This window comes from Mitsuaria chitosanitabida ATCC BAA-476 = NBRC 102408, assembly GCF_001598255.1.
GTDB lineage: Bacteria > Pseudomonadota > Gammaproteobacteria > Burkholderiales > Burkholderiaceae_C > Roseateles > Roseateles chitosanitabidus.
On sequence record NZ_BCYP01000018.1, the window covers coordinates 238637 to 259432 of the forward strand.

General features: G+C 67.5%; 20 protein-coding genes. 14 read left to right on the forward strand and 6 right to left on the reverse strand.

The genetic code is table 11. The features are described from left to right. Nucleotides 1-5: 5 nt before the first annotated feature. Complete coding sequence (gene gspG, locus MCHT01_RS11930; RefSeq protein ID WP_067065548.1) at nt 6-440, reverse strand: type II secretion system major pseudopilin GspG; 435 nt, start codon at nt 438-440, stop codon at nt 6-8. A 59-nt stretch (nt 441-499) separates the two neighbouring features. Between gspG and MCHT01_RS11935 the strand changes: the two genes are divergently transcribed. Further along, on the forward strand, nt 500-1114 hold the full coding sequence (locus MCHT01_RS11935; RefSeq protein WP_067065549.1) for a type II secretion system protein N: 615 nt from the start codon (nt 500-502) through the stop codon (nt 1112-1114). A 90-nt stretch (nt 1115-1204) separates the two neighbouring features. Here the strand turns inward: MCHT01_RS11935 and MCHT01_RS11940 are convergent, their stop codons facing one another. Beyond that, nucleotides 1205-2338, reverse strand: coding sequence for a nicotinate-nucleotide--dimethylbenzimidazole phosphoribosyltransferase (locus MCHT01_RS11940; protein ID WP_067065550.1), 1134 nt, complete (start codon nt 2336-2338; stop codon nt 1205-1207). Nucleotides 2339-2489: 151 nt separating this feature from the next. Beyond that, the gene (ilvA, locus tag MCHT01_RS11945; protein ID WP_067065551.1) at nt 2490-4088 is read right to left on the reverse strand and encodes a threonine ammonia-lyase, biosynthetic; all 1599 of its coding nucleotides are present in this window, start codon (nt 4086-4088) and stop codon (nt 2490-2492) included. A gap of 431 nt (nt 4089-4519) precedes the next feature. On the opposite strand from ilvA, the gene MCHT01_RS11950 reads away from it, so the two are divergent. Then, complete coding sequence (locus MCHT01_RS11950) at nt 4520-4942, forward strand: OsmC family protein (protein WP_067065552.1); 423 nt, start codon at nt 4520-4522, stop codon at nt 4940-4942. A 60-nt stretch (nt 4943-5002) separates the two neighbouring features. Here the strand turns inward: MCHT01_RS11950 and coq7 are convergent, their stop codons facing one another. Next, nucleotides 5003-5662 (reverse strand): 2-polyprenyl-3-methyl-6-methoxy-1,4-benzoquinone monooxygenase, encoded by a 660-nt coding sequence (coq7, locus tag MCHT01_RS11955; protein ID WP_067065553.1) that lies wholly within the window; start codon nt 5660-5662, stop codon nt 5003-5005. 274 nt (nt 5663-5936) lie between these two features. On the opposite strand from coq7, the gene MCHT01_RS11960 reads away from it, so the two are divergent. The 7 genes from MCHT01_RS11960 (at nt 5937) to MCHT01_RS11990 (ending at nt 14179) form a co-directional block, all read left to right on the forward strand. Continuing rightward, nucleotides 5937-6965 (forward strand): porin, encoded by a 1029-nt coding sequence (locus MCHT01_RS11960; RefSeq protein WP_067065554.1) that lies wholly within the window; start codon nt 5937-5939, stop codon nt 6963-6965. Between the two features lie 467 nt (nt 6966-7432). Continuing rightward, nucleotides 7433-8494: a porin gene (locus tag MCHT01_RS11965; RefSeq protein ID WP_067065555.1), complete on the forward strand. Its 1062-nt coding sequence runs from the start codon at nt 7433-7435 to the stop codon at nt 8492-8494. A gap of 285 nt (nt 8495-8779) precedes the next feature. Continuing rightward, a complete protein-coding gene (locus MCHT01_RS11970) occupies nt 8780-9757 on the forward strand; it encodes an ABC transporter permease (protein WP_067065556.1) in 978 nt (325 codons plus the stop codon). Nucleotide 9758: 1 nt separating this feature from the next. After that, nucleotides 9759-10979, forward strand: a complete 1221-nt coding sequence (locus tag MCHT01_RS11975) for a M20 aminoacylase family protein (RefSeq protein WP_067065557.1) — start codon at nt 9759-9761, stop codon at nt 10977-10979. Between the two features lie 127 nt (nt 10980-11106). Continuing rightward, nucleotides 11107-12057 (forward strand): ABC transporter permease, encoded by a 951-nt coding sequence (locus MCHT01_RS11980; protein ID WP_067065558.1) that lies wholly within the window; start codon nt 11107-11109, stop codon nt 12055-12057. A gap of 11 nt (nt 12058-12068) precedes the next feature. Beyond that, nucleotides 12069-13124, forward strand: coding sequence for an ABC transporter ATP-binding protein (locus MCHT01_RS11985; protein WP_084452444.1), 1056 nt, complete (start codon nt 12069-12071; stop codon nt 13122-13124). Nucleotides 13125-13168: 44 nt separating this feature from the next. Then, entirely contained in the window at nt 13169-14179 is a 1011-nt protein-coding gene (locus MCHT01_RS11990; protein ID WP_067065804.1) for an ABC transporter ATP-binding protein, read from the forward strand. Between the two features lie 49 nt (nt 14180-14228). On the opposite strand, the gene lptM is transcribed toward MCHT01_RS11990, so the two are convergent. After that, nucleotides 14229-14441, reverse strand: a complete 213-nt coding sequence (lptM, locus tag MCHT01_RS26230; protein WP_148661507.1) for an LPS translocon maturation chaperone LptM — start codon at nt 14439-14441, stop codon at nt 14229-14231. Nucleotides 14442-14477: 36 nt separating this feature from the next. On the opposite strand from lptM, the gene cyaY reads away from it, so the two are divergent. Next, the gene (gene cyaY, locus MCHT01_RS11995; RefSeq protein ID WP_067065559.1) at nt 14478-14825 is read left to right on the forward strand and encodes an iron donor protein CyaY; all 348 of its coding nucleotides are present in this window, start codon (nt 14478-14480) and stop codon (nt 14823-14825) included. Nucleotides 14826-14898: 73 nt separating this feature from the next. On the opposite strand, the gene MCHT01_RS12000 is transcribed toward cyaY, so the two are convergent. Beyond that, complete coding sequence (locus MCHT01_RS12000; protein ID WP_084452446.1) at nt 14899-17346, reverse strand: penicillin-binding protein 1A; 2448 nt, start codon at nt 17344-17346, stop codon at nt 14899-14901. Between the two features lie 466 nt (nt 17347-17812). Here MCHT01_RS12000 and MCHT01_RS12005 point away from each other — a divergent pair, with 466 nt between their 5' ends. From MCHT01_RS12005 to MCHT01_RS12020, 4 genes are read left to right on the forward strand one after another with little or no spacing between them, the layout of a single operon-like run. Beyond that, the gene (locus tag MCHT01_RS12005; RefSeq protein ID WP_067065560.1) at nt 17813-18892 is read left to right on the forward strand and encodes a pilus assembly protein PilM; all 1080 of its coding nucleotides are present in this window, start codon (nt 17813-17815) and stop codon (nt 18890-18892) included. Then, on the forward strand, nt 18889-19503 hold the full coding sequence (locus tag MCHT01_RS12010; protein WP_067065561.1) for a PilN domain-containing protein: 615 nt from the start codon (nt 18889-18891) through the stop codon (nt 19501-19503). The genes MCHT01_RS12005 and MCHT01_RS12010 overlap by 4 nt, the downstream gene beginning before the upstream one ends. Nucleotides 19504-19510: 7 nt before the next feature. Further along, entirely contained in the window at nt 19511-20218 is a 708-nt protein-coding gene (locus MCHT01_RS12015; protein WP_067065562.1) for a type IV pilus inner membrane component PilO, read from the forward strand. Continuing rightward, entirely contained in the window at nt 20218-20769 is a 552-nt protein-coding gene (locus MCHT01_RS12020) for a pilus assembly protein PilP (RefSeq protein ID WP_067065806.1), read from the forward strand. Before MCHT01_RS12015 ends, MCHT01_RS12020 begins: the two co-directional genes overlap by 1 nt. The last annotated feature ends 27 nt before the right edge of the window (nt 20770-20796 follow it).

Below are 20796 nucleotides of genomic sequence, written 5' to 3' on the forward strand. Positions count from 1 at the left end.
GGGGCTTATTCCCAGGAGCCGATGTCGGCGTCGCTGCCTTCGCCGCCCGGCTTGCCGTCGGCGCCCAGGCTGTAGACGTCGACCTCGCCCTTCAGGCCGGGGTTGTCGTACTGGTAGGGGTTGCCCCAGGGATCCTTGGGCAGCTTCTCGACATAGACCTTCCAGTTGGCCGCGGCGGGCCCGCTGGTGGGCTTGTTGACCAGCGCGGCCAGGCCTTGCTCGCCGGTCGGGTAGCGCCCGTTGTCCATCTTGTAAAGCTTGAGGGCCTGCATCAAGGTGTTCACGTCGGACCGAGCGGCCGTGCGGCGCGCCTCGGACACGTGGTTCATCACCGCCGGGACGACCACCGCGCCCATGACCGCGACGATGGTGATGGCGACGATCAGTTCGATCAGCGTGAAACCGCGCTGGGCGCGGCCAGAAGAATGAGTCCGGCGCATGTGTGGAATCCTCGCGGAGCCGCCCTCGGCGGCCCATCGCGCTGCATCATAATCGGCGGATGCATGCACGATGGTTAAGCTTCGTCGTCTGGGCGCTGCTGGCGGCCAGCCTCGCGTATTGGGTGCTGACGCTGAGCGTCAAGGGCCCGCAGGCGCCCGCGAACGCGCGCGCCGCGACCACCGATTCCGCGCCCGCCGACTGGACCCGCCTGTTCGCCAGCGCGCAGGCCCAGACGGCGCCGGTGGAGAGCGCCTCGGCCCGCTACCAACTGCTGGGCGTGGTCGCGCCGACGGCCGCCGGCCAGCATCCGGGCGAGGGCGTCGCGCTGATCGCGGTGGCTGGCGCGCTGCCGAAGTCGGTGCGCATCGGCCAGGTCGTCGACGGCGACCTGAAGCTCGTGGAGATCAACCGCCGTGACGTGGGCCTGGGCGCCGATGGCGCGGTGTCCGTGCGGCTCAGCCTGGCACCGGGCGCCGCCGGCGCGCCGACGCCGGGCCAACCCGCGGTCGGCATGAGTGGCGGCCCCATGTCCCAGCCCCCCGGCTTCGGCGGCCCGTCGGGTCCCCCGCAGCTGGCGCCGGGCAGCGAGAACATGGTGGTGCCGACCCAGGTCGGCGGCTCCCTGCCGGTGGCGCCGCCCCCGGGCGATGGCAGCGCGAATCCGTTGAAGTGACGCGATCCTGCCGCGAGCCGTCGCGACATCGGGAACATCACGGGAAGAGAACAGGGGCGGTTTGACCGCCCCTTGTCGTTGAGGGACGGCTCAGTACTTGGAGCCGAAGCCCGACCGGCCCGCTCCGGTCGTCAGCGCGCCGGGGTGCGTGGAGGGCGTGCCGCCCGATCCGGTCTCGCGCAGGTCCGAGGGCCGGCTGTGGACGGGGCCGTCGGGAATGTCCTGGACTTCCGTCAGCAGCGCCGCCGCGCAGCGGATCAGGGGCCAAGCCACCGTCGCGCCGGTGCCGTCGCCACATTCCATGCCCAGCTCCAGCAGCGCGGCCGCGTGGAACAAGGCCAGCGCCTCGTCGAGGCCGCGATGCGTGGTGCTGCGGCAGAAGACAGCGTAGTCGGTGACCGGGGGCGCGATCATCGACGCGACCTTCAGCGCTGCGCAGGCGGGCAGACCGTCGACCAGGATCAGCTGCCGCTTGGACGCCGCCACCAGCATCGCGCCGACCATCACCGCCAGCTCGAAACCGCCGAAGGCGGCGAGCACGGCCATCGGCTCCTGCACCTCGCGGTGACGCGCCTGGGCCCCCTGCAGGACCAGCATCAGGTGGGCGAGGTCCTCGTGCGGCATGTCCGGACCGGACACGATGAAGTCCTGCACCGGCATGTCCATCAGCCGGGACAGCACCAGGGCCGCGGCCTCCAGCGAGCCCTGGCCCAGCCCGGCGCAGGCGATCACGTTGCCTGCGAGGTTGTCGGAAATCTCCATGCCGACCCGCACGCCCGCATGGGCCTGCTCCAGCGTCATCGCCGGACCGGCCCGCGAGTTGCGGGTGCCGTGCGCGATCTTGCGCGCGAGCAGCCGTTGCTGCGGGCTGAGCGGTTCGGCGATCCCGCAATCGACGACGGTGACATGCATGCCCTGGCTGCGCGCGAACACGGTGGCCGGCAGCCGGTGCTGCAGCGCGAGCAGCGCCTGCTCCCGCGTGGTGCGGCCGTTGGGCAGCGCGATGCCGTCGACGGCCAGACCATGGTCGGCGGCGAACAGCACCAGGGTCGGATCGCGGAACTTGGGCGTCAGGGTGCTCTGGATCAGACCGAGGCGGACCGCCAGCGGCTCCAGCTCGCCCAGCCGGCCCGCGATCGCGCAGCGCCGCTCCAGGCGCTGGCGCAGGGCGCGCTCCAGCTCCGGGTTGGCGGTCGGCGAGATGAGGGACTGATGGATGGACATGGGGAGCGCCATTCTCGGTCCGCGCCGCGCGGCGGCCATCGGCAATTGCCCCGGCGCACGCTGTCTGCCCCTCGTCCCTGGGGCAGATGTTGGTGTCGAGCTGTAACGTCGCGCGAGACTCGCCCGGCGAGCCTCGCGCCCAGACCGGGTCTCAGCGCAGGAAGAGGCGGTAGACCGGGTTGTCTGTCTCTTCAGTGTACGGGTAGTTCAGCTGATCCAGGAAGTTCTTGAAGGCTTTCCCGTCGCCCTTCGGAACCTGGATGCCGACCAGGATGCGACCGTAGTCCGCGCCCTGGTTGCGGTAATGGAAGAGGCTGATGTTCCAGTCGGGGCTCATGCTCGACAGGAAGCGCATCAGCGCGCCGGGTCGCTCCGGGAAGATGAAGCGGAACAAGCGCTCGTTCTCCGCCAGTTCGGTCCGGCCGCCGACCATGTGCCGCACGTGCTGCTTGGCCAGTTCGTCGTCGGTCAGGTCGACGGTCGGGAAGCGGTGCTTCTCGAAGCCGCGGGCAAGTTTCTCCGCCTCGTCGCGCTTGCCGATGGAGACGCCGACGAAGACATGGGCCTCGTCCCGGTCGGAGATGCGGTAGTTGAACTCGGTCACGCTGCGGCCGCCGACCAGCTCGCAGAAGCGGCGGAAGCTGCCGCGCTCCTCGGGGATGGTGACGGCGAACAGGGCCTCGCGCTGCTCGCCGACCTCGGCCCGCTCCGCGACGAAGCGCAGGCGGTCGAAGTTCATGTTGGCGCCGCAGGTGATGGCGATGAAGGTCTGGCCCTTCAGGCCGTGCTCGGCCGCGTACTGCTTGACCGCCGCGACGCCCAGGCCGCCCGCGGGTTCCAGGATGCTCCGGGTGTCGACGAAGACGTCCTTGATCGCCGCGCAGACGGCGTCGGTGTCGACCAGCACATAGTCGTCGACCAGCTCGCGGCAGATGCGGAAGGTCTCCTCGCCGACCAGCTTGACGGCGGTGCCGTCGGAGAACAGCCCCACGTCGCTCAGCGCCACGCGCTTGCCGGAGCGCACCGAGCGCACCATCGCGTCCGAGTCCCGGGTCTGCACGCCGATGATCTTGATCTCCGGCCGCACCGCCTTGATGTAGGCCGCGATCCCCGAGATCAGGCCGCCGCCGCCGATGGCGACGAAGATGGCGTCGATCGGGCCGGGATGCTGGCGCAGCAGCTCCATCGCGATCGTGCCCTGGCCGGCGATCACATCCGGATCGTCGAAGGGATGGACGAAGCTCAGGCCCTGGTCGCGCTCGAGGACCAGCGCCTGTTCGTAGGCGTCGGTGAAGGACTCGCCGGCCAGCACCACCTCGCCGCCCAGGGCCTGGACGGCGTCGATCTTGAGCTTGGGCGTGGTCACCGGCATCACGATGACGGCCCGGCATCCGAGTTTCTTCGCCGACAGCGCCACGCCCTGGGCATGGTTTCCGGCGGACGCGCAAATCACGCCGCGCGCGAGTTGCTCCGCGCTCAGATTCGCCATCTTGTTATAGGCGCCGCGCAGTTTGAAGCTGAATACCGGTTGTTGATCCTCGCGTTTGAGCCAGACCTTATTGCCGATGCGCTTGGAGAGATTGCGGGCGGCGTCCAGGGAGGTTTCCTGCGCGACCTCGTAGACCTTGGCGTTCAGAATTCGCTGCAGGTAACTCTGGTCCGCGGGCAATAACGCGGGGTGAGCGGCTGCGGGGCGCGCCGAAGGGCGCTGCGAAGTGGTCTTGCGCGGTGCGCGGCGGGTGCCGGCCATGGAATTCCCTCCGAATCCGGCCCGCCTGGATGACGGGACCTGGGCGGTCGATGATACGGGGCGGGTGTCCGGCGGCGGTCGCCGTGGCGTGGGCCGGGTGCGGCCCCGCGTTCGTGATTGGAGGAGCGACGCTTGCGTTCGCGCGCTGGGCGCGATCCGGGCAAAAAAAGGCCCGAGGCTTGTGGCCTCGGGCTGAATCCACCATGGAGGCGGTGGAGGAGACAATCGGCGCGATGCAGACCCTACAGAGAGGGATAGCGCTATCGCATGCCTAGAATTCTAGGGCGGAGCATGTTGCGCTGCAATATTTTTCGAGCGCCCGGCCCTGGAGTCGGGCCTCTAAATGCGCAAAATCACCGCCAGAGTCGACCGGCGTGCCGGTCTTGTGGCGAAAAAACGGGGTCAGACTGGCTGACCGGAAGGAACGAGCGATGGAATGCACGATCAACTGGATGGGCGCCGACGGCATGGGTTTCGTCGCCGAGACCGGCAGCGGCCACATGATCAACATGGACGGCGCGCCTGACGGCGGCGGCCGCAACCTGGCACCGCGCCCGATGGAGACGGTGCTCGCGGGCACCGGCGGCTGCACCGCCTATGACGTCGTGCTGATCCTCAAGCGGGGGCGCCACGATGTGCGCGGTTGCCAGGTGAAGATGAGCGCGGACCGCGCCGAGGTGGATCCCAAGGTCTTCACCAAGATCCACATGCACTTCGTCGTCACCGGCAAGGGGCTGCCGCAGGGCGCGGTCGAGCGCGCGGTCGCGCTGTCGCACGAGAAGTACTGCTCGGCCAGCATCATGCTGGCCAAGACGGCCGAGATCACCACCTCGGTGGAGATCGTGGAGGCCTGATCGGCCGATGGTCCGATCTTCGGGGTGGCATCGCACCGCCCCGGATTCCAACCGCTCTTTCTATATATGGTGAGCGGTACGGGTCATGACCTTGGCCGCGAGCCGCATCAGCCCCTTGACGGGCGATGGCAGCTCGACGGCGCCGCGGTTCCGCGCGTCCTCGGCATGACGGGCCTCCTCGTCCTTCATCTGGGCGACGATCGCCCTTGAGCTGCGATCGCCTTCGGGCAGTCGCTCGAGGTGGCTGGCGAGGTGTGCTTCCACTTGGCGCTCGGTCTCGACGACGAAGCCGAGGCTGACCTTGTCGCCCACCAGCCCGGCGATCGTTCCGATCGCGAAAGCGCCGCCGTACCACAGCGGATTCAGCAGGCTGGGACGATCGTTCAGGTCGCGGAGTCGTTGCGCGGTCCAAGCCAAGTGGTCGATCTCTTCCTGGGCGGCGTGCTCCAGATGCTGGCGCAATTCGTCGTCGCGGGTGGTCAGCGCCTGGGCCCGATAGAGTGCCTGGGCGCAGATCTCGCCGACGTGGTTCACGCGCATCAGCGCGGCGGACAGCTTGCGTTGCGGCTCGTCCAACGCGTCGTCGGTGATGGGCGCCGCGGGCACCGGCCGCGCCATCGGCGCGACGCCCGCGAGCGTGCGCAGGCTGTGATCCAGTGTGGAAATCCACGCGTCCGCGCGGGTCGGGGAGCGCGCCGGGCGCTGAGGTTGGGCATTCATCTGGGGCGCATGACGAGGCCGGGAAGGCCGATTACCGGGAGTTTAGGAGCCTCGCGTCAAGCGGCCGGACTCGGCCGAGCGGTCCATTGTGCGAATGCGTGATGACACAAGTTCTTAACCTCATACGCGTTGCTTCGATCCAACGAAATCAGGACTTTTACGGGGTGCTTGCTGGTCAGGCGGGATCGGACCTGTTGCAATACGCCACAGCTTCATTGCAGGAGCTTGGTTTGCGGACGTATCCGCAACCTCATTGAAGATCTAGGAGTCTCTAATGAAGAAATCTCTCGTCGCGCTGGCTGTGCTGGCTGGTTTCGCTGGTGCCGCTTCCGCTCAATCGTCCGTGACGCTGTTCGGCGTGATCGACGTGGCTGCCCGTTACACCAAGGCCCACGGTCAAGACACCAAGCAACTGGCCAAGGACGGCAGCAGCTCGAGCCGCATCGGCGTCCGTGGCGTTGAAGACCTGGGTGGCGGCCTGAAGGCCGGCTTCTGGCTGGAAGGCGCTCTGTCTGCCGACACCGGCACCGCCGACAGCAGCCGCTTCTGGGGCCGTCGCGCTTCCGTGAGCCTGATGGGCGACTTCGGTGAAGTCCGTCTGGGCCGTGGCAAGACCTCGACCCGTCTGGTCGTTGACGACTTCGACGTCTACAGCACCACCGGTCTGGGCGACGTGACCCGTTCGTACTCGACCTTCGGTCTGACGTCGGCTCTGTACGACACCAACAACCGTGCTGACAACCTGGTTCAGTACTTCCTGCCGAGCGATCTGGGCGGTGTCTACGGCTCGTTCGACGTCGCCGCTGGCGAAGGCGCTCAAGGCAAGAAGATGTACGGCGGCCGCCTGGGCTACAAGGTGGACGACCTGAACGTCGCCGCCGGCTACCAGACCACCGACACGCAGAACACCAAGTTCAAGCAGCTGTCGCTGGGCGGTTCGTACGACTTCAAGGTCGTCAAGGTCTCGGCTCTGTGGAGCCAGCTGAAGCTGTCGCAGTTCAAGCAGAACATCTACACGATCGGCGCCGTGGTGCCCGTGACGGCCGCCGGTTCGGTGACCGCTCAGTTCAGCAAGGCCAGCACGAACAGCGCTGCTGACGCGGCTGCCGCTACTGCCGGCGACGCCAAGGTCTTCACGATCGGCTACCAGCACAACCTGTCGAAGCGCACCGCGCTGTACACGACCGCTTCGTACATCAAGAACGACGGCCGTACCAAGTTCAGCGTGGCTGACAACGCCGTGCAAGCCTTCTCCGGCGGCAAGTCGGGCGGCCTGGACGTCGGTATCAAGCACAGCTTCTGATCCCCTGCGGATCTACGCGCATCGCGCATCGAAAGCCGCCCTTCGGGGCGGCTTTTTTTCGTCCCTGCGTTCTTGCGCGGTCCGCCGTTGGATGACGGATGGCGAGCACTTCACTCCACCATCCGAGAGCGCGCCGCATCTGCCGGAATGCATGGGCGCCCGGTCATACGCATCTGGGCGCTCTGCGTTCTCCGGAGGATTTTCAAACCGAGACCCCGTCCTGCGTGTTTCCCCCGACGCCATCGCGCCGATCAGGGTCAGGTATTGCGCTCGTTGATTCACCACTGTCGTCGCAACGGACTGTTGTTGATTTTGTTGATAGTGATTGCGGGTTTTCCCTCTGACGTGTCGTCACGAACTTGACAGGGTTAGCTCGCGTGGGCGATGTGCAACACAAAGCGTCTCCCTTTGTAGCGTTCGCTCAGAATCGACCACGGCGACCAAACATCAAACAAAGGAGACATCACATGAAGAAAGCCGCCTTGGCTCTGGGCATCCTGGCAGCCAGCACGAGTGCCGCTTGGGCCCAGTCGAGCGTGCAGCTCTACGGCATCATGGACGTGGGTTTGCGTGCGACCAGCAACGCCAACGCTGGCTCTTCGAAGTACCAGGTCGTGCCCGGTGGCATGTCCCAGAGCCGTCTGGGCATCAACGTGACCGAGGACCTCGGTGGTGGCCTGAAGGCGATCGCCAACCTGGAACACCGCCTGAACTCCGACACCGGCACGGTCGCGGCCGCCGACTTCTGGCGCCAGTCCTGGGTCGGTATCCAGTCGAGCGACTTCGGTCGGATCACGCTGGGTCGCCAGTACAACATCCTGTTCGACATCTACACGTCGACCTACGCCTCCTTCAAGTACTCGCCCTACATCGAGGCCTACAAACCCGAGATCGGCCTGTCCATGGGCGCGCGCCAGGACAACATGGTCAAGTACCTGTTCGAGACCGGCCCCGTGCGCGGTGAGATCCAGGTCTCCGCTGGCGAGGGCAACTCCCAGAACAAGTCGGTCGGCGGCCTGCTGCGCTACGCCGAAGGCGCGTTCTCCCTGGGCGGTGCCGCCCTGCAGGTGACGGACACCCTGGGCAAGAAGGTCAAGGGCTTCACCGCCGGTGGCGCCTACACCGACGGTCCCCTGTACGTGAACCTGTCCTGGGCGACCAACAAGTTCGACGCGGGCGGCCTGCTCGGCACGGCCTACACGGCCGGTCTGCTGGGCACGGTGCTGAACACCGCCGCGAACGACGTGAAGAAGCGCGACATGGTGTCCGCCGGCTTCACCTACCAGTTCACGCCGCAGTGGAACCTGGGTGCGCATTACTGGTACGCCCAACAGACCCACTACAGCGCGGCGCTGGCCAACACCAAGAGCAAGGGCCACTACTTCGCCGTCGTCGCCGACTACGCCTTCTCCAAGCGTACCGACGCCTACGTCGAACTGGACTACACCAAGCACAAGGGCGCCGTCGCCTTTGCCAACGGCGAGACCAGCCGCACCGGCACGATGGTCGGTCTGCGTCACCGCTTCTGATCGCGCGGCGATCGCGGGCCTCGGGTGGCCCGCGACTCGACGCCGAGAGGCCGCCTTCGGGCGGCCTTTTTCATTTCGAGTCTCCGCCGATTCTCGACCTGAGCTGCGATTTCGTCGATGTCCGCCGCAGGGTGGGGCGAAGCGAGGTTCAGGTGCCGTTAAGGGCTACCCCACTTGCCCGCCGGGAGCGCGTCCCGGATGATGGTCGCTTCCGAAGCGTCCAGCCCCCGGGGTCAGGTCGTGCCAGGGCCACAAGCCCGGCCCGCCGCCGGAGGGCCTTCCCTCATGCTGGTTTTCATTCTTCGCCGCCTGGCGCAGGCCCTCATCGTCATGCTGACGGTGGCCTTCATCGCCTTCATGCTGTTCCAGTACGTCGGTGATCCGGTCAACAACCTGCTCGGCCAGGACGCCACGCCCGAGCAGCGCGAGCAGCTGCGCAAGGATCTGGGCCTGGACCAATCCTTCATCGTCCAGTTCGCGCACTTCGCCGGCAATGCCGCGCAGGGCGAGTTCGGCGTCAGCCTCAAGCAGGGGCGCAAGGTGTCCTCGCTGATCGCCGAGCGCTTCCCCGCCACCTTGGAGTTGTCCGCCGTGGCCGCGCTGATCGCGCTGGTCTTCGGCATTCCGCTCGGCGTCTATGCCGCGCTGCGGCGGGGCTCGATCGGCACGCAGATCCTGATGACGCTGTCGCTGCTGGGCGTGGCCTTGCCCACTTTCCTGATCGGCATCCTTCTGATCCTGTTCTTCGCGGTGCAGCTCGCGTGGCTGCCCAGCTACGGTCGCGGCGAGGTCGTGATGTTCGGCGAGTGGAGCTCCGGCCTCCTGACCGGCGACGGCCTGCGGCATCTGCTCTTGCCGGCGACGACGCTGGCCATCTACCAGCTGACGCTGATCATGCGCATCGTGCGCTCGGAGATGCTCGAGGTCCTGCGCGCCGATTACATCAAGTTCGCCCGTGCCCGTGGCCTCACCGACCGGACCATCTACTTCGGTCATGCGCTCAAGAACACGCTGGTGCCCGTGATCACCATCACCGGCCTGCAGCTGGGATCGCTGATTGCCTTTGCGATCATCACCGAGACCGTGTTTCAATGGCCCGGCATGGGCCTGCTGTTCATCCAGGCGGTGCAGTTCGCCGACATCCCGGTGATGGCGGCCTATCTCTGCCTGATCTCGCTGATCTTCGTGGTGATCAACCTCGTGGTGGACCTGCTGTACTTCGCCGTCGATCCTCGCCTGCGCGTGCGGGGCGGAGCGCACTGACATGAGCGCGACCCCCGTCGTCAGCAGCGCCGCGACCGGCACCTATCAGCGCCTCTTCGACGCTCGCGGTGAACTGGTCGCGCTGCGCCGCGAGCTGCACGCGATGCCCGAGCTCGGCTTCGAGGAGCACCGCACCGCCGCACGCATCGTGCAGGCGCTCAAGGCCTGCGGCGTCGATGAGCTCCACCAGGGCCTGGGCCGCACCGGTGTCGTCGCCCTCATCCATGGCCAGGCCACGCCCGGCACGCCACCGCGCCTGATCGGCCTGCGCGCCGACATGGATGCGCTGCCGCTGCGCGAGCAGAACGACTTCGCGTGGCGCTCGTCCACCCCGGGACTGATGCATGCCTGCGGCCACGACGGCCATTGCGCGATGCTGGTGGGCGCCGCCCGCTACCTGGCGCAGACGCGGCGCTTCTCCGGCACCGCGGTGCTGGTCTTCCAGCCCGGCGAAGAGGGCTACGGCGGCGCGCGCGAGATGATCGCCGACGGCCTGTTCGATCGCTTCCCGGTCGAGTCCATCTACGCGATGCACAACTGGCCGCACCTGCCGCCGGGCAAGATCGGCCTGAACCGAGGCGCGATGATGGCCGCGGCCGACCGGGTGCAGATCAGCATCCAGGGACGAGGGGGTCATGGCGCGCATCCGCACCTGAGCGTCGACCCGGTGCTGATCGCCGGGCATGTGATCACGGCCGTTCAGAGCCTGGTCTCGCGCAACATCGCGCCGATCGATCAGGCGGTGGTGAGCCTGTGCTCGATGCAGGCCGGCGAGCCGAGCGCCTTCAGCGTCATTCCCGAGCTCGCGCAACTCACCGGCACCGTGCGCAGCTTCAAGCCCGAGGTGCAGCAACTGCTCGAGGAGCGGATGACGCGCCTGGTCGAGTCCGTCGCGCTGGGCTTCGGCGCGAGTGCCAAGGTCGATTACCAGCGGCTCTACCCGGCCACCATCAACAGCGCGGCCCAGGCCGATTTCGCGGTGTGCGTGTCGCAGTGGCTGGTCGGCGCGGAGAACGTCGACGACAAGCTGCCGCCCAGCATGGGCTCCGAGGACTTCGCCTTCATGCTGCAGGCGCGCCCGGGCGCGTATCTGCGCCTGGGGCAGGGCGGTCCCTGCGGTCTGCACCAGCCGCGCTACGACTTCAACGACGAGGTGCTGCCGCTCGGGTCGGCGCTGTTCGCGGCGCTGGTCGAGCAGGGGCTGCCGCTCGCGCCGCATTGAGGCGCCCGATCGCCGCGCCGTCGTCGCCTCCCGTGTTTCCTCGCATTCCCCCGTGTCGCCGGCCCGCCGGCCTCGCTTCCGCCATCCTTTCAGACAGCCGCATGATCCCGACCGGAGAATCCGCCGCATGAGTTCCACCGTACCGACCGCTTCGACCGGCCAGAAGGCGCCGGGCGCGCTGCGGCGCTTCCTCGACGGCGACGTCTGGCATTCCTTCACCCGTTCGCCGCTGGCGATGATCGCGGCCTTCGTCGCCCTGGTGTGTCTGGTGTGCGCGGTCTTCGCGACCTGGATCGCGCCGCACGATCCCTTCGACCTCTCGGCGCTCGAGCTGATGGATTCGCGCCTGCCGCCGGCCTGGATCGACGGCGGATCGACCAAGTACCTGCTGGGTACCGACGACCAGGGCCGCGACCTGCTGTCCGCGATCATGTATGGCGCGCGCATCTCGCTGCTGGTGGGCGTGGCCTCGGTGATCCTGTCGATGGTGATCGGCGTGGGGCTGGGTCTGCTGGCCGGCTTCGTCGGCGGCAAGGTGGACGCCTTCATCATGCGCATCTGCGATGTGATGCTGTCCTTCCCCTCCATCCTGATCGCGCTGCTGATCGACGGCATCGGCCGCGCGGTCTTCAAGAACGCCCATGACACGCTGGCCTTCGCGGTGCTGATCCTGGCGATCTCGCTGACCGGCTGGGTGCAGTACGCGCGCACGGTGCGGGGCTCGACACTGGTCGAGCGCCACAAGGAGTACGTGCAGGCCGCGCGCGTCATCGGCGTCAAGCCGCTGGCCATCATGTGGCGCCACGTGCTGCCCAACGTGACCGGTCCGGTGATGGTGCTGGCGACGCTGCAGGTGGCCTCGGCCATCCTCACCGAGGCCACGCTGTCCTTCCTCGGCGTCGGCGTGCCGCCGACCAGCCCGTCGTTGGGGACGCTGATCCGCATCGGCAACGACTTCCTGTTCTCCGGCGAATGGTGGATCACCATCTGGCCCAGTGTGATGCTGGTGATGATCGCGCTCTCGGTGAACCTGCTGGGCGACTGGCTGCGCGACGCGCTCAATCCGCGCCTGCGTTGAGGACGACTCCCATGACCGCCCCCCTGCTTGAAGTCCGCCACCTGCGCGTGGAATTCCCGACCCGCCACGGCACGCTGCTGGCGCTGGACGACATCTCCTTCGACATCGCGCCCGGCGAGGTGCTCGGTGTCGTCGGTGAATCCGGCGCCGGCAAGTCGCTGACCGGCGCGGCCATCATCGGCCTGCTCGAGCCGCCCGGCCGCATCGCCGGCGGCGAGATCCTGCTCGAGGGTCGCCGCATCGACAACCTGCCGCCCGACCAGATGCGCCGCGTGCGCGGCCGGCAGATCGGCGCGATCTTCCAGGACCCGCTGACCTCGTTGAACCCGCTCTACACGGTGGGCCGCCAACTGGTCGAGACCATCACCACCCACCTGGGCCTGAGCGCGAAGCAGGCCCGGGCCCGCGCCATCGAGCTGCTGGCCGCCACGGGCATTCCCGCGCCCGAGGCGCGCGTGGATCAGTACCCGCACCAGTTCTCCGGCGGCATGCGGCAGCGCGTGGTGATCGCGCTGGCGCTGGCGGCGGATCCCAAGCTGATCGTGGCCGACGAGCCGACGACGGCGCTGGACGTGTCCATCCAGGCGCAGATCATCGCGCTGCTCAAGCGCGTCTGTCGGGAGCAGGGCGCGGCGGTGATGCTGGTCACGCACGACATGGGCGTGATCGCGGAGACCTGTGATCGCGTGGCGGTGATGTATGCCGGGCGCGTCGCGGAGATCGGTCCGGTCCACGAAGTGATCCATCGCCCGGGCCATCCCTACACGGTGGGCCTGATGGGTTCGATCCCGTCGATGGACGAGGACCGCGAGCGACTGGTGCAGATCGACGGCGCCATGCCGCGGCTCAATGCGATCCCGCCGGGATGCGCCTTCCATCCGCGGTGCCCGAAGGCCTTCGACCTGTGCCACGTGCGGCGACCCGAGCTGATGCCGGCGCCCGCGACCACCGCGGCCTGTTGGCTGCATGCGAGCGAGGTGAACGAGGCGAGTACGTCGATGGTCGGGCCGGCGGGCGGCGGTGATCATCACGGCGCGCGAGCCGCCATGCAGGGAGACGTCGCATGACGGTGCTGAGCGAGAAGACGGATGTGACCGGCGACGACCACGTGATGGCAAGACCTGGCACTCCGCTGGTCGAGGTGCGGGATCTGGCCAAGACCTTCGATGTGTCGGCGCCCTGGCTGAACCGCGTGGTGGAGCGCAAGCCGCGCCAGTTCGTCCATGCGGTCGACGGCGTCAGCTTCACGATCGAACGCGGGCGCACGCTGGCGCTGGTGGGGGAGTCCGGTTGCGGCAAGAGCACCGTGGCGCGCCTGCTGGTCGGCCTCTACGAGCCGACCCGCGGCGAGGTGCGCGTGGACGGCGAGGACATCGCGACCACGCTCAAGGGGCCGCACGCGCTGACCCTGCGCCGCCGCATGCAGATGATCTTCCAGGATCCGTATGCGAGCCTGAACCCGCGCTGGAAGGTTCAGGACATCGTCGCCGAGCCGCTGCGCGAGCACGCGCTGGTGCGCGACGTGGGTGAGCTCAAGCGCCGTGTCGGCGAGCTGCTGCAGTCGGTGGGGCTCTCGCCGGCGGACGCGGAGAAGTTCCCGCACCAGTTCTCCGGCGGCCAGCGCCAGCGCATCTCCATCGCGCGCGCGCTGGCGACTCAGCCGGAGTTCCTCGTCTGCGACGAGCCGACCTCCGCGCTGGACGTGTCGGTGCAGGCGCAGGTCCTCAACATCATGAAGGACCTGCAGCGCGATCGGGGGCTGACCTATCTCTTCATCTCGCACAACCTGGCGGTGGTGCGGCATGTCGCGGACCAGGTCGGCGTGATGTACCTGGGGCGGCTGGTCGAGCAGGCTGACAAGCGCGCGCTGTTCGCGACGCCGCGGCATCCGTACACGCGCATGCTGCTCGACGCGATCCCGGACATCCGGATGACCGGGCGTTCCCGCACGCCGGTGCAGGGCGAGGTGCCCAACCCGCTGAATCCGCCGAGCGGCTGCAGCTTCCACCCCCGTTGCCCGCACGCGAACGCGCGCTGCGGCGCGGAGCGCCCGGCGCTGCTCGAGCTCCCGGGCGTGGGTATCCGCGTGGCCTGCCACGCGGTCGAGGAAGGCCGGATCTGACCGCGCCCGGCCGGTCGCGCACCGCGCGCGCCGGTCAGGCGATCGGCCGTCAGGAGGCGGCGCTGGCCGCGCTCGCGGCCGGAGCCGCCGACGGGGTGGTTTTCGCGGCCGGGGTCTTCTGCGGCAGTTGCAGCGGTCGCTTCTGGCCGCAGGCGCTCAGCGCCAGCACCGCGCACAACATCAGGCCCGTCATGGCCTTGGCACCGCGCCGGCTGGTCATCGCGGGGGCAGCGCCTACACTTCGCGTCTTCACGTTCTTCATGGGCTCGCAGTCTAGCGAGTCCGTCCCCGCCTGCACATGATCCCGACGCCTCTGACCGACGCCGACTACGACGCCCGCACCGACGCCGTGCTGGCCAGCATCGAAACCCAGATCGATGCCTGGCTCGATGGCGATGTGATCGACGTCGATCAGCACCGCACCGGTGGGCTGCTGGAGCTGGAGTTTCCGGATCGCAGCAAGATCGTCGTGAACACGCAGCCGCCGCTGCATGAGCTGTGGCTGGCGTCGCGCCGGGGCGGTTACCACTTCAAGTTCAGCGAGGGGCGGTGGGTGGATACCAAGGACGGCAAGGAGTTCTTCGCTCGGCTGTCCGAGGAGGTCTCGCATCACGGGGCGAAGGCGCTGGTGATCAGCGAGGGCTGAAGACCCTCTCCCCAGCCCTCTCCCGCAAGCGGGCGAGGGGGCCATGCGGGCTCTCCCCCCGATCAGGACTGCCCTACCGCTTGAAGAGATCCAAGATGCTCTTCTTCTCTTCCTCGGTGCCCGTCGCGGGCATGTTCTCGTCGTTGCTGAGCGCCTTGACGCCGTTGTTGCCCGCGTACTCGTCGTAGAACCACTCGCCGCCGATGTTCACCACGCCTTCGGGCGGCTGGATCTCCTGCACCGGCGTGTTGCGCAACGCGTACTGCATGAACTCCACCCAGACCGGCAGCGCCAGGCCGCCGCCCGTCTCGCGGTCGCCCAGCTTGCGCGGCTGGTCGTAGCCGATCCAGACGATGGAGACCAGCTCCGGCTGGAAGCCCGCGAACCAGGCGTCCATCGAATCGTTGGTCGTGCCGGTCTTGCCGTAGATGTCGGGCCGCTTGAGCATCGCCTGCGTGCGCGCCGCCGTGCCGCTGCGCGCCACTTCCTGCAGCAGGCTGTCCATCAGGAAGGCGTTGCGCGGCTCGATCGCGCGCTGCGAGTCCTCAAAGGGTTTGGGCTGCTGCTGATAGAGCACGCGCCCCGAGTGATCGGTGATGCGCTGCACCAGCTGCGGCGCGACGCGGTAACCGCCGTTGGCGAAGACCGAGTAGGCCTGCGCCATCTGCATCGGCGTGACCGAGCCCGCGCCCAGCGCCATCGTCAGATAGGCGGGATGCTTGTCGGCGTCGAAGCCGAAGCGGGTGACCCACTCCTGGCCGTAGCGCACGCCGATGGACTGCAGCACCCGGATCGAGACCATGTTCTTGGACTTGGCCAGCGCCTTGCGCAGCGGCATCGGGCCCTCGAACTTGCCGTCGTAGTTCTTGGGTTCCCAAGGCTGGCTGCCGGTGGTCGTGGCGTCGAAGAACAGCGGACCGTCGTTGACCACGGTCGCGCCGTTGAAGCCCTTCTCCAGCGCGGCGGAGTAGATGAAGGGCTTGAAGCTCGAGCCCGGCTGACGCCAGGCCTGGGTCACGTGGTTGAACTTGTTCTTGTTGTAGTCGAAGCCACCGACCAGGGCCCGGACACTGCCGTCCTTCGGGCTGAGCGCCACCATCGCGCCCTCGACCTCGGGCAACTGGGTGATGGTCCACTCGTCCTTGTTGTTCTTCGTCAGCTTGATCACGCGGATCACCGCGCCGCGGCGGATGCGCGTCTTGGGATTGCCCTTGTCGGACAGCCCCGAGGTCGCGGGCTTGAGGCCGTCGCCGACGATGGTCACCGATTCGCCGCTCTGCAGCGCCGCGACCACCTTCTTCGGATCCGCCTCCAGCACCACGGCGGCCAGCAGCTCGTCGTTGGCCGGATGGTCGGACAGCGCCTCGGCCACGCGGGTGTCCAGCTCCTTCGGATCGGCGGGCAGGTCCACGTAGGCCTCGGGGCCGCGGTACACCTGGCGGCGCTCGTAGTCCATGATCCCGCGGCGCAGGGCGCGGTAGGCGCGCTCCTGCTCGTCGGCGTGCAGCGTCAGGTAGACATTCAGCCCGCGGGTATAGGCCTCGTCCCCGTACTGGCTGAAGATCAGCTGGCGCGCCAGCTCGGCGACGAACTCGGCATGACTGGCCGCTTCCTGGGGCGGGCGCACACGCAACTTCTCGGCCTTGGCGGCGGCATGCTGCTCGGGCGTGATGAAGCCCATCTCCAGCATCCGGTCGATGATGTATTGCTGGCGCAACGTTGCGCGGCGCGGATTGTTGATCGGGTTGTAAGCAGATGGTGCTTTCGGCAACCCGGCGAGCATCGCCGCCTCGGCGACGCTGATGTCCTTGAGCGGCTTGCCGAAGTAGACCTCGCTCGCGGCCGCGAAGCCGTAGGCGCGATGGCCCAGGAAGATCTGGTTCATGTAGATCTCGAGGATCTTCTCCTTGGGCAGGGCCCGCTCGATCTTCAGCGCCAGCAGGATCTCGTAGATCTTGCGGGTGAAGGTCTTCTCGGTGGAGAGATAGAAGTTGCGCGCCACCTGCATGGTGATCGTCGACGCGCCCTGGCTCTTGGCCTCGCCGAAGTTGGCCAGGCCGGCGCGGATCACGCCCAGGTAGTCCACGCCGCCGTGCTGATAGAAGCGGGCGTCCTCGATGGCCAGGATGGCGTCCTGCATCACCTTGGGGATCTCGCGGATGTCCGAGTAGCTGCGGCGTTCCTCGCCGTACTCGGCCAGCAGCTGGCCTTCGCTGGACATCACCCGCAGCGGCAGCTTGGGCCGGTAGTCGGTCAGTCCGCTGATGTCGGGCAGCTGCGGATAGGCCATCGCCAGCGCCATGCCGACCAGCAGAACCACCGCGCCAACGCCCGCCAGCACCAGGCCGAGGAGCCAGCCCAGCGCGCGGACGAACCAGTGCCGGCGGGGCCGGGGCGCCTTGGTCTTGCCGGCCTTGGCCGGCTTGCCGCGCTTGGCGTCGGACGAGCCGCCGGAGCCGCTGTCGGACGGGGCGTCGAAGGAGGGTTCGGAGGGCTCTGCGGGTGGTTTCTTCGAGGGCATGGGCCAGATGTGTGCAATCTTGCGTGCCCGGCCGCCCCCTATCAGGGCCTGTACGGGTGACGATTCCGGCCGCGAGCGGCGATTATAGGAAGCCGGCACGCCGCCACAGCGGCCGCTTGCCGTCCCCGGTTACGGACGCTTGCCACGTGCCGGGAAAGGATCCCTTCAGTCCGCCGAAAGGTGGCCGACATACTGGGGAAACCCGGATGGCGCCCCTCCCCGGAAAGGCGGAAAACGGCTGGAAATCGGGCGATAAACGACCGAATCGAGTGGGATACCCAAGGGGAAACTGCCTGCTTTCGGGTGCTTTTGGCGTCGCATTACCACCCGTCGGTGGCGTGTATGTTACGCAACGCGGCGTTACGTGCTGTGACCGGTTTCCCTTGGGGCGACAAAGGCTTTGCTGATAGCATTCAAGTAACTTATTAACAAACCGGCGCAGAGCGGCGCGTTGGGGGAACGCATCATGGGGCTGTTGGACGTACTGCGTGGGCGCACGCATCCACCCATGATTGGCCTGGACATCTCATCGTCCAGCGTCAAGCTTGTGGAGTTGAGTCAAAACTCGAGCGGCGAATACGTTCTGGAACGTTTCGCCACCGAGCCATTTGAAAAAGGCTGGATTACCGACGGCCAGATCGAGAAATTCGACGAGGTCGCGGACGCGGTCCGGCGCGTGGTCACCCGCAGCGGCAGTCGCACGCGGCAGGCCGCGCTGGCGATGCCGCAATCGGCGGTGATCACCAAGAAGATCATGCTGCCCGCGGGCCTTCGTGAAGAAGAGCTCGAGCTGCAGGTCGAGGCCGAGGCCAATCAATACATCCCGTTCTCGCTGGACGAGGTGTCGCTGGACTTCTGCGTGATCGGCCCGAGCCCCACGTCCGTGGGCGACGTCGAGGTGCTGATCGCCGCGTCCCGCAAGGACCGCGTGCAGGACCGTCAGGCGCTGGCCGAGGCCGCCGGCCTGCGGCCCGTGGTGCTGGACATCGAGTCGCACGCCTCGCGCATGGCCGTGGGCCGCCTGGTCGAGACCCTGCCGAACGAGGGCAAGGATGCGCTGGTCGCGCTGTTCGAGATCGGCGCCGACACGACCTCGCTGAAGGTGCTGCGCGACGACGAGATGCTGTACGACCGCGACCAGGCCTTCGGCGGCTCGCAGCTCACGCAGCTGATCTCGCGCCAGTACGGTTTCTCCTTCGAGGAAGCCGAACAGAAGAAGCTGGGCGGCGAGCTGCCCGACGACTACGACACGCAGGTGCTGAACCCCTTCGTGGATTCGCTGTCGCAGGAGATCGGCCGCGCGCTGCAGTACTTCTTCACCAGCACGCCCCACCACAAGGTGCACTACGTGATGCTCGCCGGCGGCACCGCCACGCTGCCCGGCCTCAAGGAGCGGGTGACCGAGCTCACCGGCTTCGCCTGCATGGTGGTCAACCCGTTCGAGAACATGGCCCTGGGTCCCGCGGTGCGCGAATCCAAGCTGCGCCGTGAAGCTCCCGCCTATCTCACCGCCTGCGGCCTCGCCATGCGGAGGTTCTTTCAGTGATTCTGATCAACCTGCTCCCGCACCGCGAGGAGAAGCGCAAGCGCCGCAAGGCCGCGTACTTCGTCGGCCTGGGAATGTCCTTCGTCGTGGGTCTGCTGATCTCGGGCGTCATCTACCTGCTGCTGCAGCAGATGACGGCCGCGCAGGTCGAGCGCAACGACTTCCTCAAGGCCGAGATCGGCAAGCTCGACGCGCAGATCAAGGACATCGCCACGCTGCGATCCGAGATCGATGCGCTGCGCGCTCGTCAACGCGCCGTCGAGGACCTGCAGAGCGACCGCAACACCCCCGTGCACCTGCTCAATGAGCTGGCCCGCTTCACGCCGGAAGGCGTGTACCTGCAGGCCGTGCGCCAGACCGCCAAGGCGGTGGTGATCAACGGCATCGCGGCCTCGAACGAGCGCGTGTCGGAGATGCTGCGCAACCTCAGCCACGCCGAATGGGTCGAGAACCCCGAGCTCGTCGAGATCAAGGTCGCGCCGGTGAACGCCAAGGACCCGCGCCGACTGTTCGACTTCGCGATCAAGGTGGCCATCAAGAGCGCCACGCCGGACGCCGCGGCGGGCGCCGCCAGCGCGCCCTCGGGCGCCAAGCCCGCGAAGAAGTCGTGAGGACCCCATGGCCAATCTGAAAAACCTGGACCTCAACGCCTGGTTCGCTGACTTCTCCAGCCAGTTCCAGGACCTGAACATGAAGGAGCCGGGCCAATGGCCGCCGGCCCCGAAGTACCTGTCCTTCGTCGCGCTGGCGCTGGCGACCGTCGGCCTGGGCTGGCTGGCCGTGCTGTCGGACGAGCAGTCGGCGCTGGACGCCGAGCGCGACAAGGAACCCCACCTCAAGGAAGACTACGGCAACAAGCTCACGCAGGCGGTCAACCTGCCCGAGCTGCGCAAGCAGAAGAGCCAGGTCGAGGAATACGTGCTGCAGCTCGAGAAGCAGCTGCCGGGCAAGGCCGAGATGGACGCGCTGCTGTCGGACATCAACCAGGCCGGCCTGGGTCGTGGCCTGCAGTTCGAGCTCTTCCGCCCCGGCCAGGTCGCGATGCGCGACTACTACGCCGAGCAGCCGATCTCGATCAAGGTCACGGGCCGCTACCACGACATCGGTTCCTTCACCGCCGACGTGTCCAACCTGTCGCGGATCGTCACGCTGCACGACCTGAACATCGCCTACCCGAACGTGTCGCCCAACCAGAACACGCCGCCCCGGACGGATTCGAACGCGACGCTGACGATGGAAGCGATCGCCCGGACCTATCGCTATCTCGACCCGACCGAGGTCGAGGAGCAGAAGAAGGCCGCCGCGGCCGCGGAGAAGAAGAAATGATGCGCAGCAGCGATCTTCGACGCGGCGGACGGCGCCTGGCGGCGCTGACGCTGTGCGGCCTCGCCTTGGCGGGGTGCTCGGGCAGCAACGACGAGCTGCAGCAATGGATGGAGGAGCAGCGCCAGCAGACGCGGCCCACGGTCCGTCCGCTGACGCCGCCCAAGAAGTTCCAGCCGGCGCCGTACGAGGCGACCGCGGTGGTCGACCCCTTCAGCACGCAGAAGCTGACCGTCGCGCTCAAGCGCGAGGCGGCCCAGCCCAGTTCGCTGCTGGCGGCGGAGATGAAGCGCCGCCGCGAGCCGCTGGAGGCCTATCCGCTGGACAGCATGGCGATGGTCGGCAGCGTCACGCGCGACGGACGTCCGTACGCGCTGCTGCGGGTCGACAACCTGCTGTACCAGGCCCGGGTCGGGGAATACCTCGGCCAGAACTTCGGCCGCATCACCAAGATCACCGAAACCGAAATCTCGTTGCGAGAAGTCGTCCAGGACGCTGCGGGCGAATGGATTGAACGCACCAGTACTCTCCAGCTTCAGGAGCAGGGACGATGAATAACCTTGTGAAGAACGCCCCGATGA

What these genes read in the sequence shown, in the direction of transcription:
- gspG (WP_067065548.1), bottom strand. Translation starts at nt 440, where the DNA reads ATGCGCCGGACTCATTCTTCTGGCCGCGCCCAGCGCGGTTTCACGCTG.
- MCHT01_RS11935 (WP_067065549.1), top strand. Translation starts at nt 500, where the DNA reads ATGCATGCACGATGGTTAAGCTTCGTCGTCTGGGCGCTGCTGGCGGCC.
- MCHT01_RS11940 (WP_067065550.1), bottom strand. Translation starts at nt 2,338, where the DNA reads ATGTCCATCCATCAGTCCCTCATCTCGCCGACCGCCAACCCGGAGCTG.
- ilvA (WP_067065551.1), bottom strand. Translation starts at nt 4,088, where the DNA reads ATGGCCGGCACCCGCCGCGCACCGCGCAAGACCACTTCGCAGCGCCCT.
- MCHT01_RS11950 (WP_067065552.1), top strand. Translation starts at nt 4,520, where the DNA reads ATGGAATGCACGATCAACTGGATGGGCGCCGACGGCATGGGTTTCGTC.
- coq7 (WP_067065553.1), bottom strand. Translation starts at nt 5,662, where the DNA reads ATGAATGCCCAACCTCAGCGCCCGGCGCGCTCCCCGACCCGCGCGGAC.
- MCHT01_RS11960 (WP_067065554.1), top strand. Translation starts at nt 5,937, where the DNA reads ATGAAGAAATCTCTCGTCGCGCTGGCTGTGCTGGCTGGTTTCGCTGGT.
- MCHT01_RS11965 (WP_067065555.1), top strand. Translation starts at nt 7,433, where the DNA reads ATGAAGAAAGCCGCCTTGGCTCTGGGCATCCTGGCAGCCAGCACGAGT.
- MCHT01_RS11970 (WP_067065556.1), top strand. Translation starts at nt 8,780, where the DNA reads ATGCTGGTTTTCATTCTTCGCCGCCTGGCGCAGGCCCTCATCGTCATG.
- MCHT01_RS11975 (WP_067065557.1), top strand. Translation starts at nt 9,759, where the DNA reads ATGAGCGCGACCCCCGTCGTCAGCAGCGCCGCGACCGGCACCTATCAG.
- MCHT01_RS11980 (WP_067065558.1), top strand. Translation starts at nt 11,107, where the DNA reads ATGAGTTCCACCGTACCGACCGCTTCGACCGGCCAGAAGGCGCCGGGC.
- MCHT01_RS11985 (WP_084452444.1), top strand. Translation starts at nt 12,069, where the DNA reads ATGACCGCCCCCCTGCTTGAAGTCCGCCACCTGCGCGTGGAATTCCCG.
- MCHT01_RS11990 (WP_067065804.1), top strand. Translation starts at nt 13,169, where the DNA reads ATGGCAAGACCTGGCACTCCGCTGGTCGAGGTGCGGGATCTGGCCAAG.
- lptM (WP_148661507.1), bottom strand. Translation starts at nt 14,441, where the DNA reads ATGAAGAACGTGAAGACGCGAAGTGTAGGCGCTGCCCCCGCGATGACC.
- cyaY (WP_067065559.1), top strand. Translation starts at nt 14,478, where the DNA reads ATGATCCCGACGCCTCTGACCGACGCCGACTACGACGCCCGCACCGAC.
- MCHT01_RS12000 (WP_084452446.1), bottom strand. Translation starts at nt 17,346, where the DNA reads ATGCCCTCGAAGAAACCACCCGCAGAGCCCTCCGAACCCTCCTTCGAC.
- MCHT01_RS12005 (WP_067065560.1), top strand. Translation starts at nt 17,813, where the DNA reads ATGGGGCTGTTGGACGTACTGCGTGGGCGCACGCATCCACCCATGATT.
- MCHT01_RS12015 (WP_067065562.1), top strand. Translation starts at nt 19,511, where the DNA reads ATGGCCAATCTGAAAAACCTGGACCTCAACGCCTGGTTCGCTGACTTC.
- MCHT01_RS12020 (WP_067065806.1), top strand. Translation starts at nt 20,218, where the DNA reads ATGCGCAGCAGCGATCTTCGACGCGGCGGACGGCGCCTGGCGGCGCTG.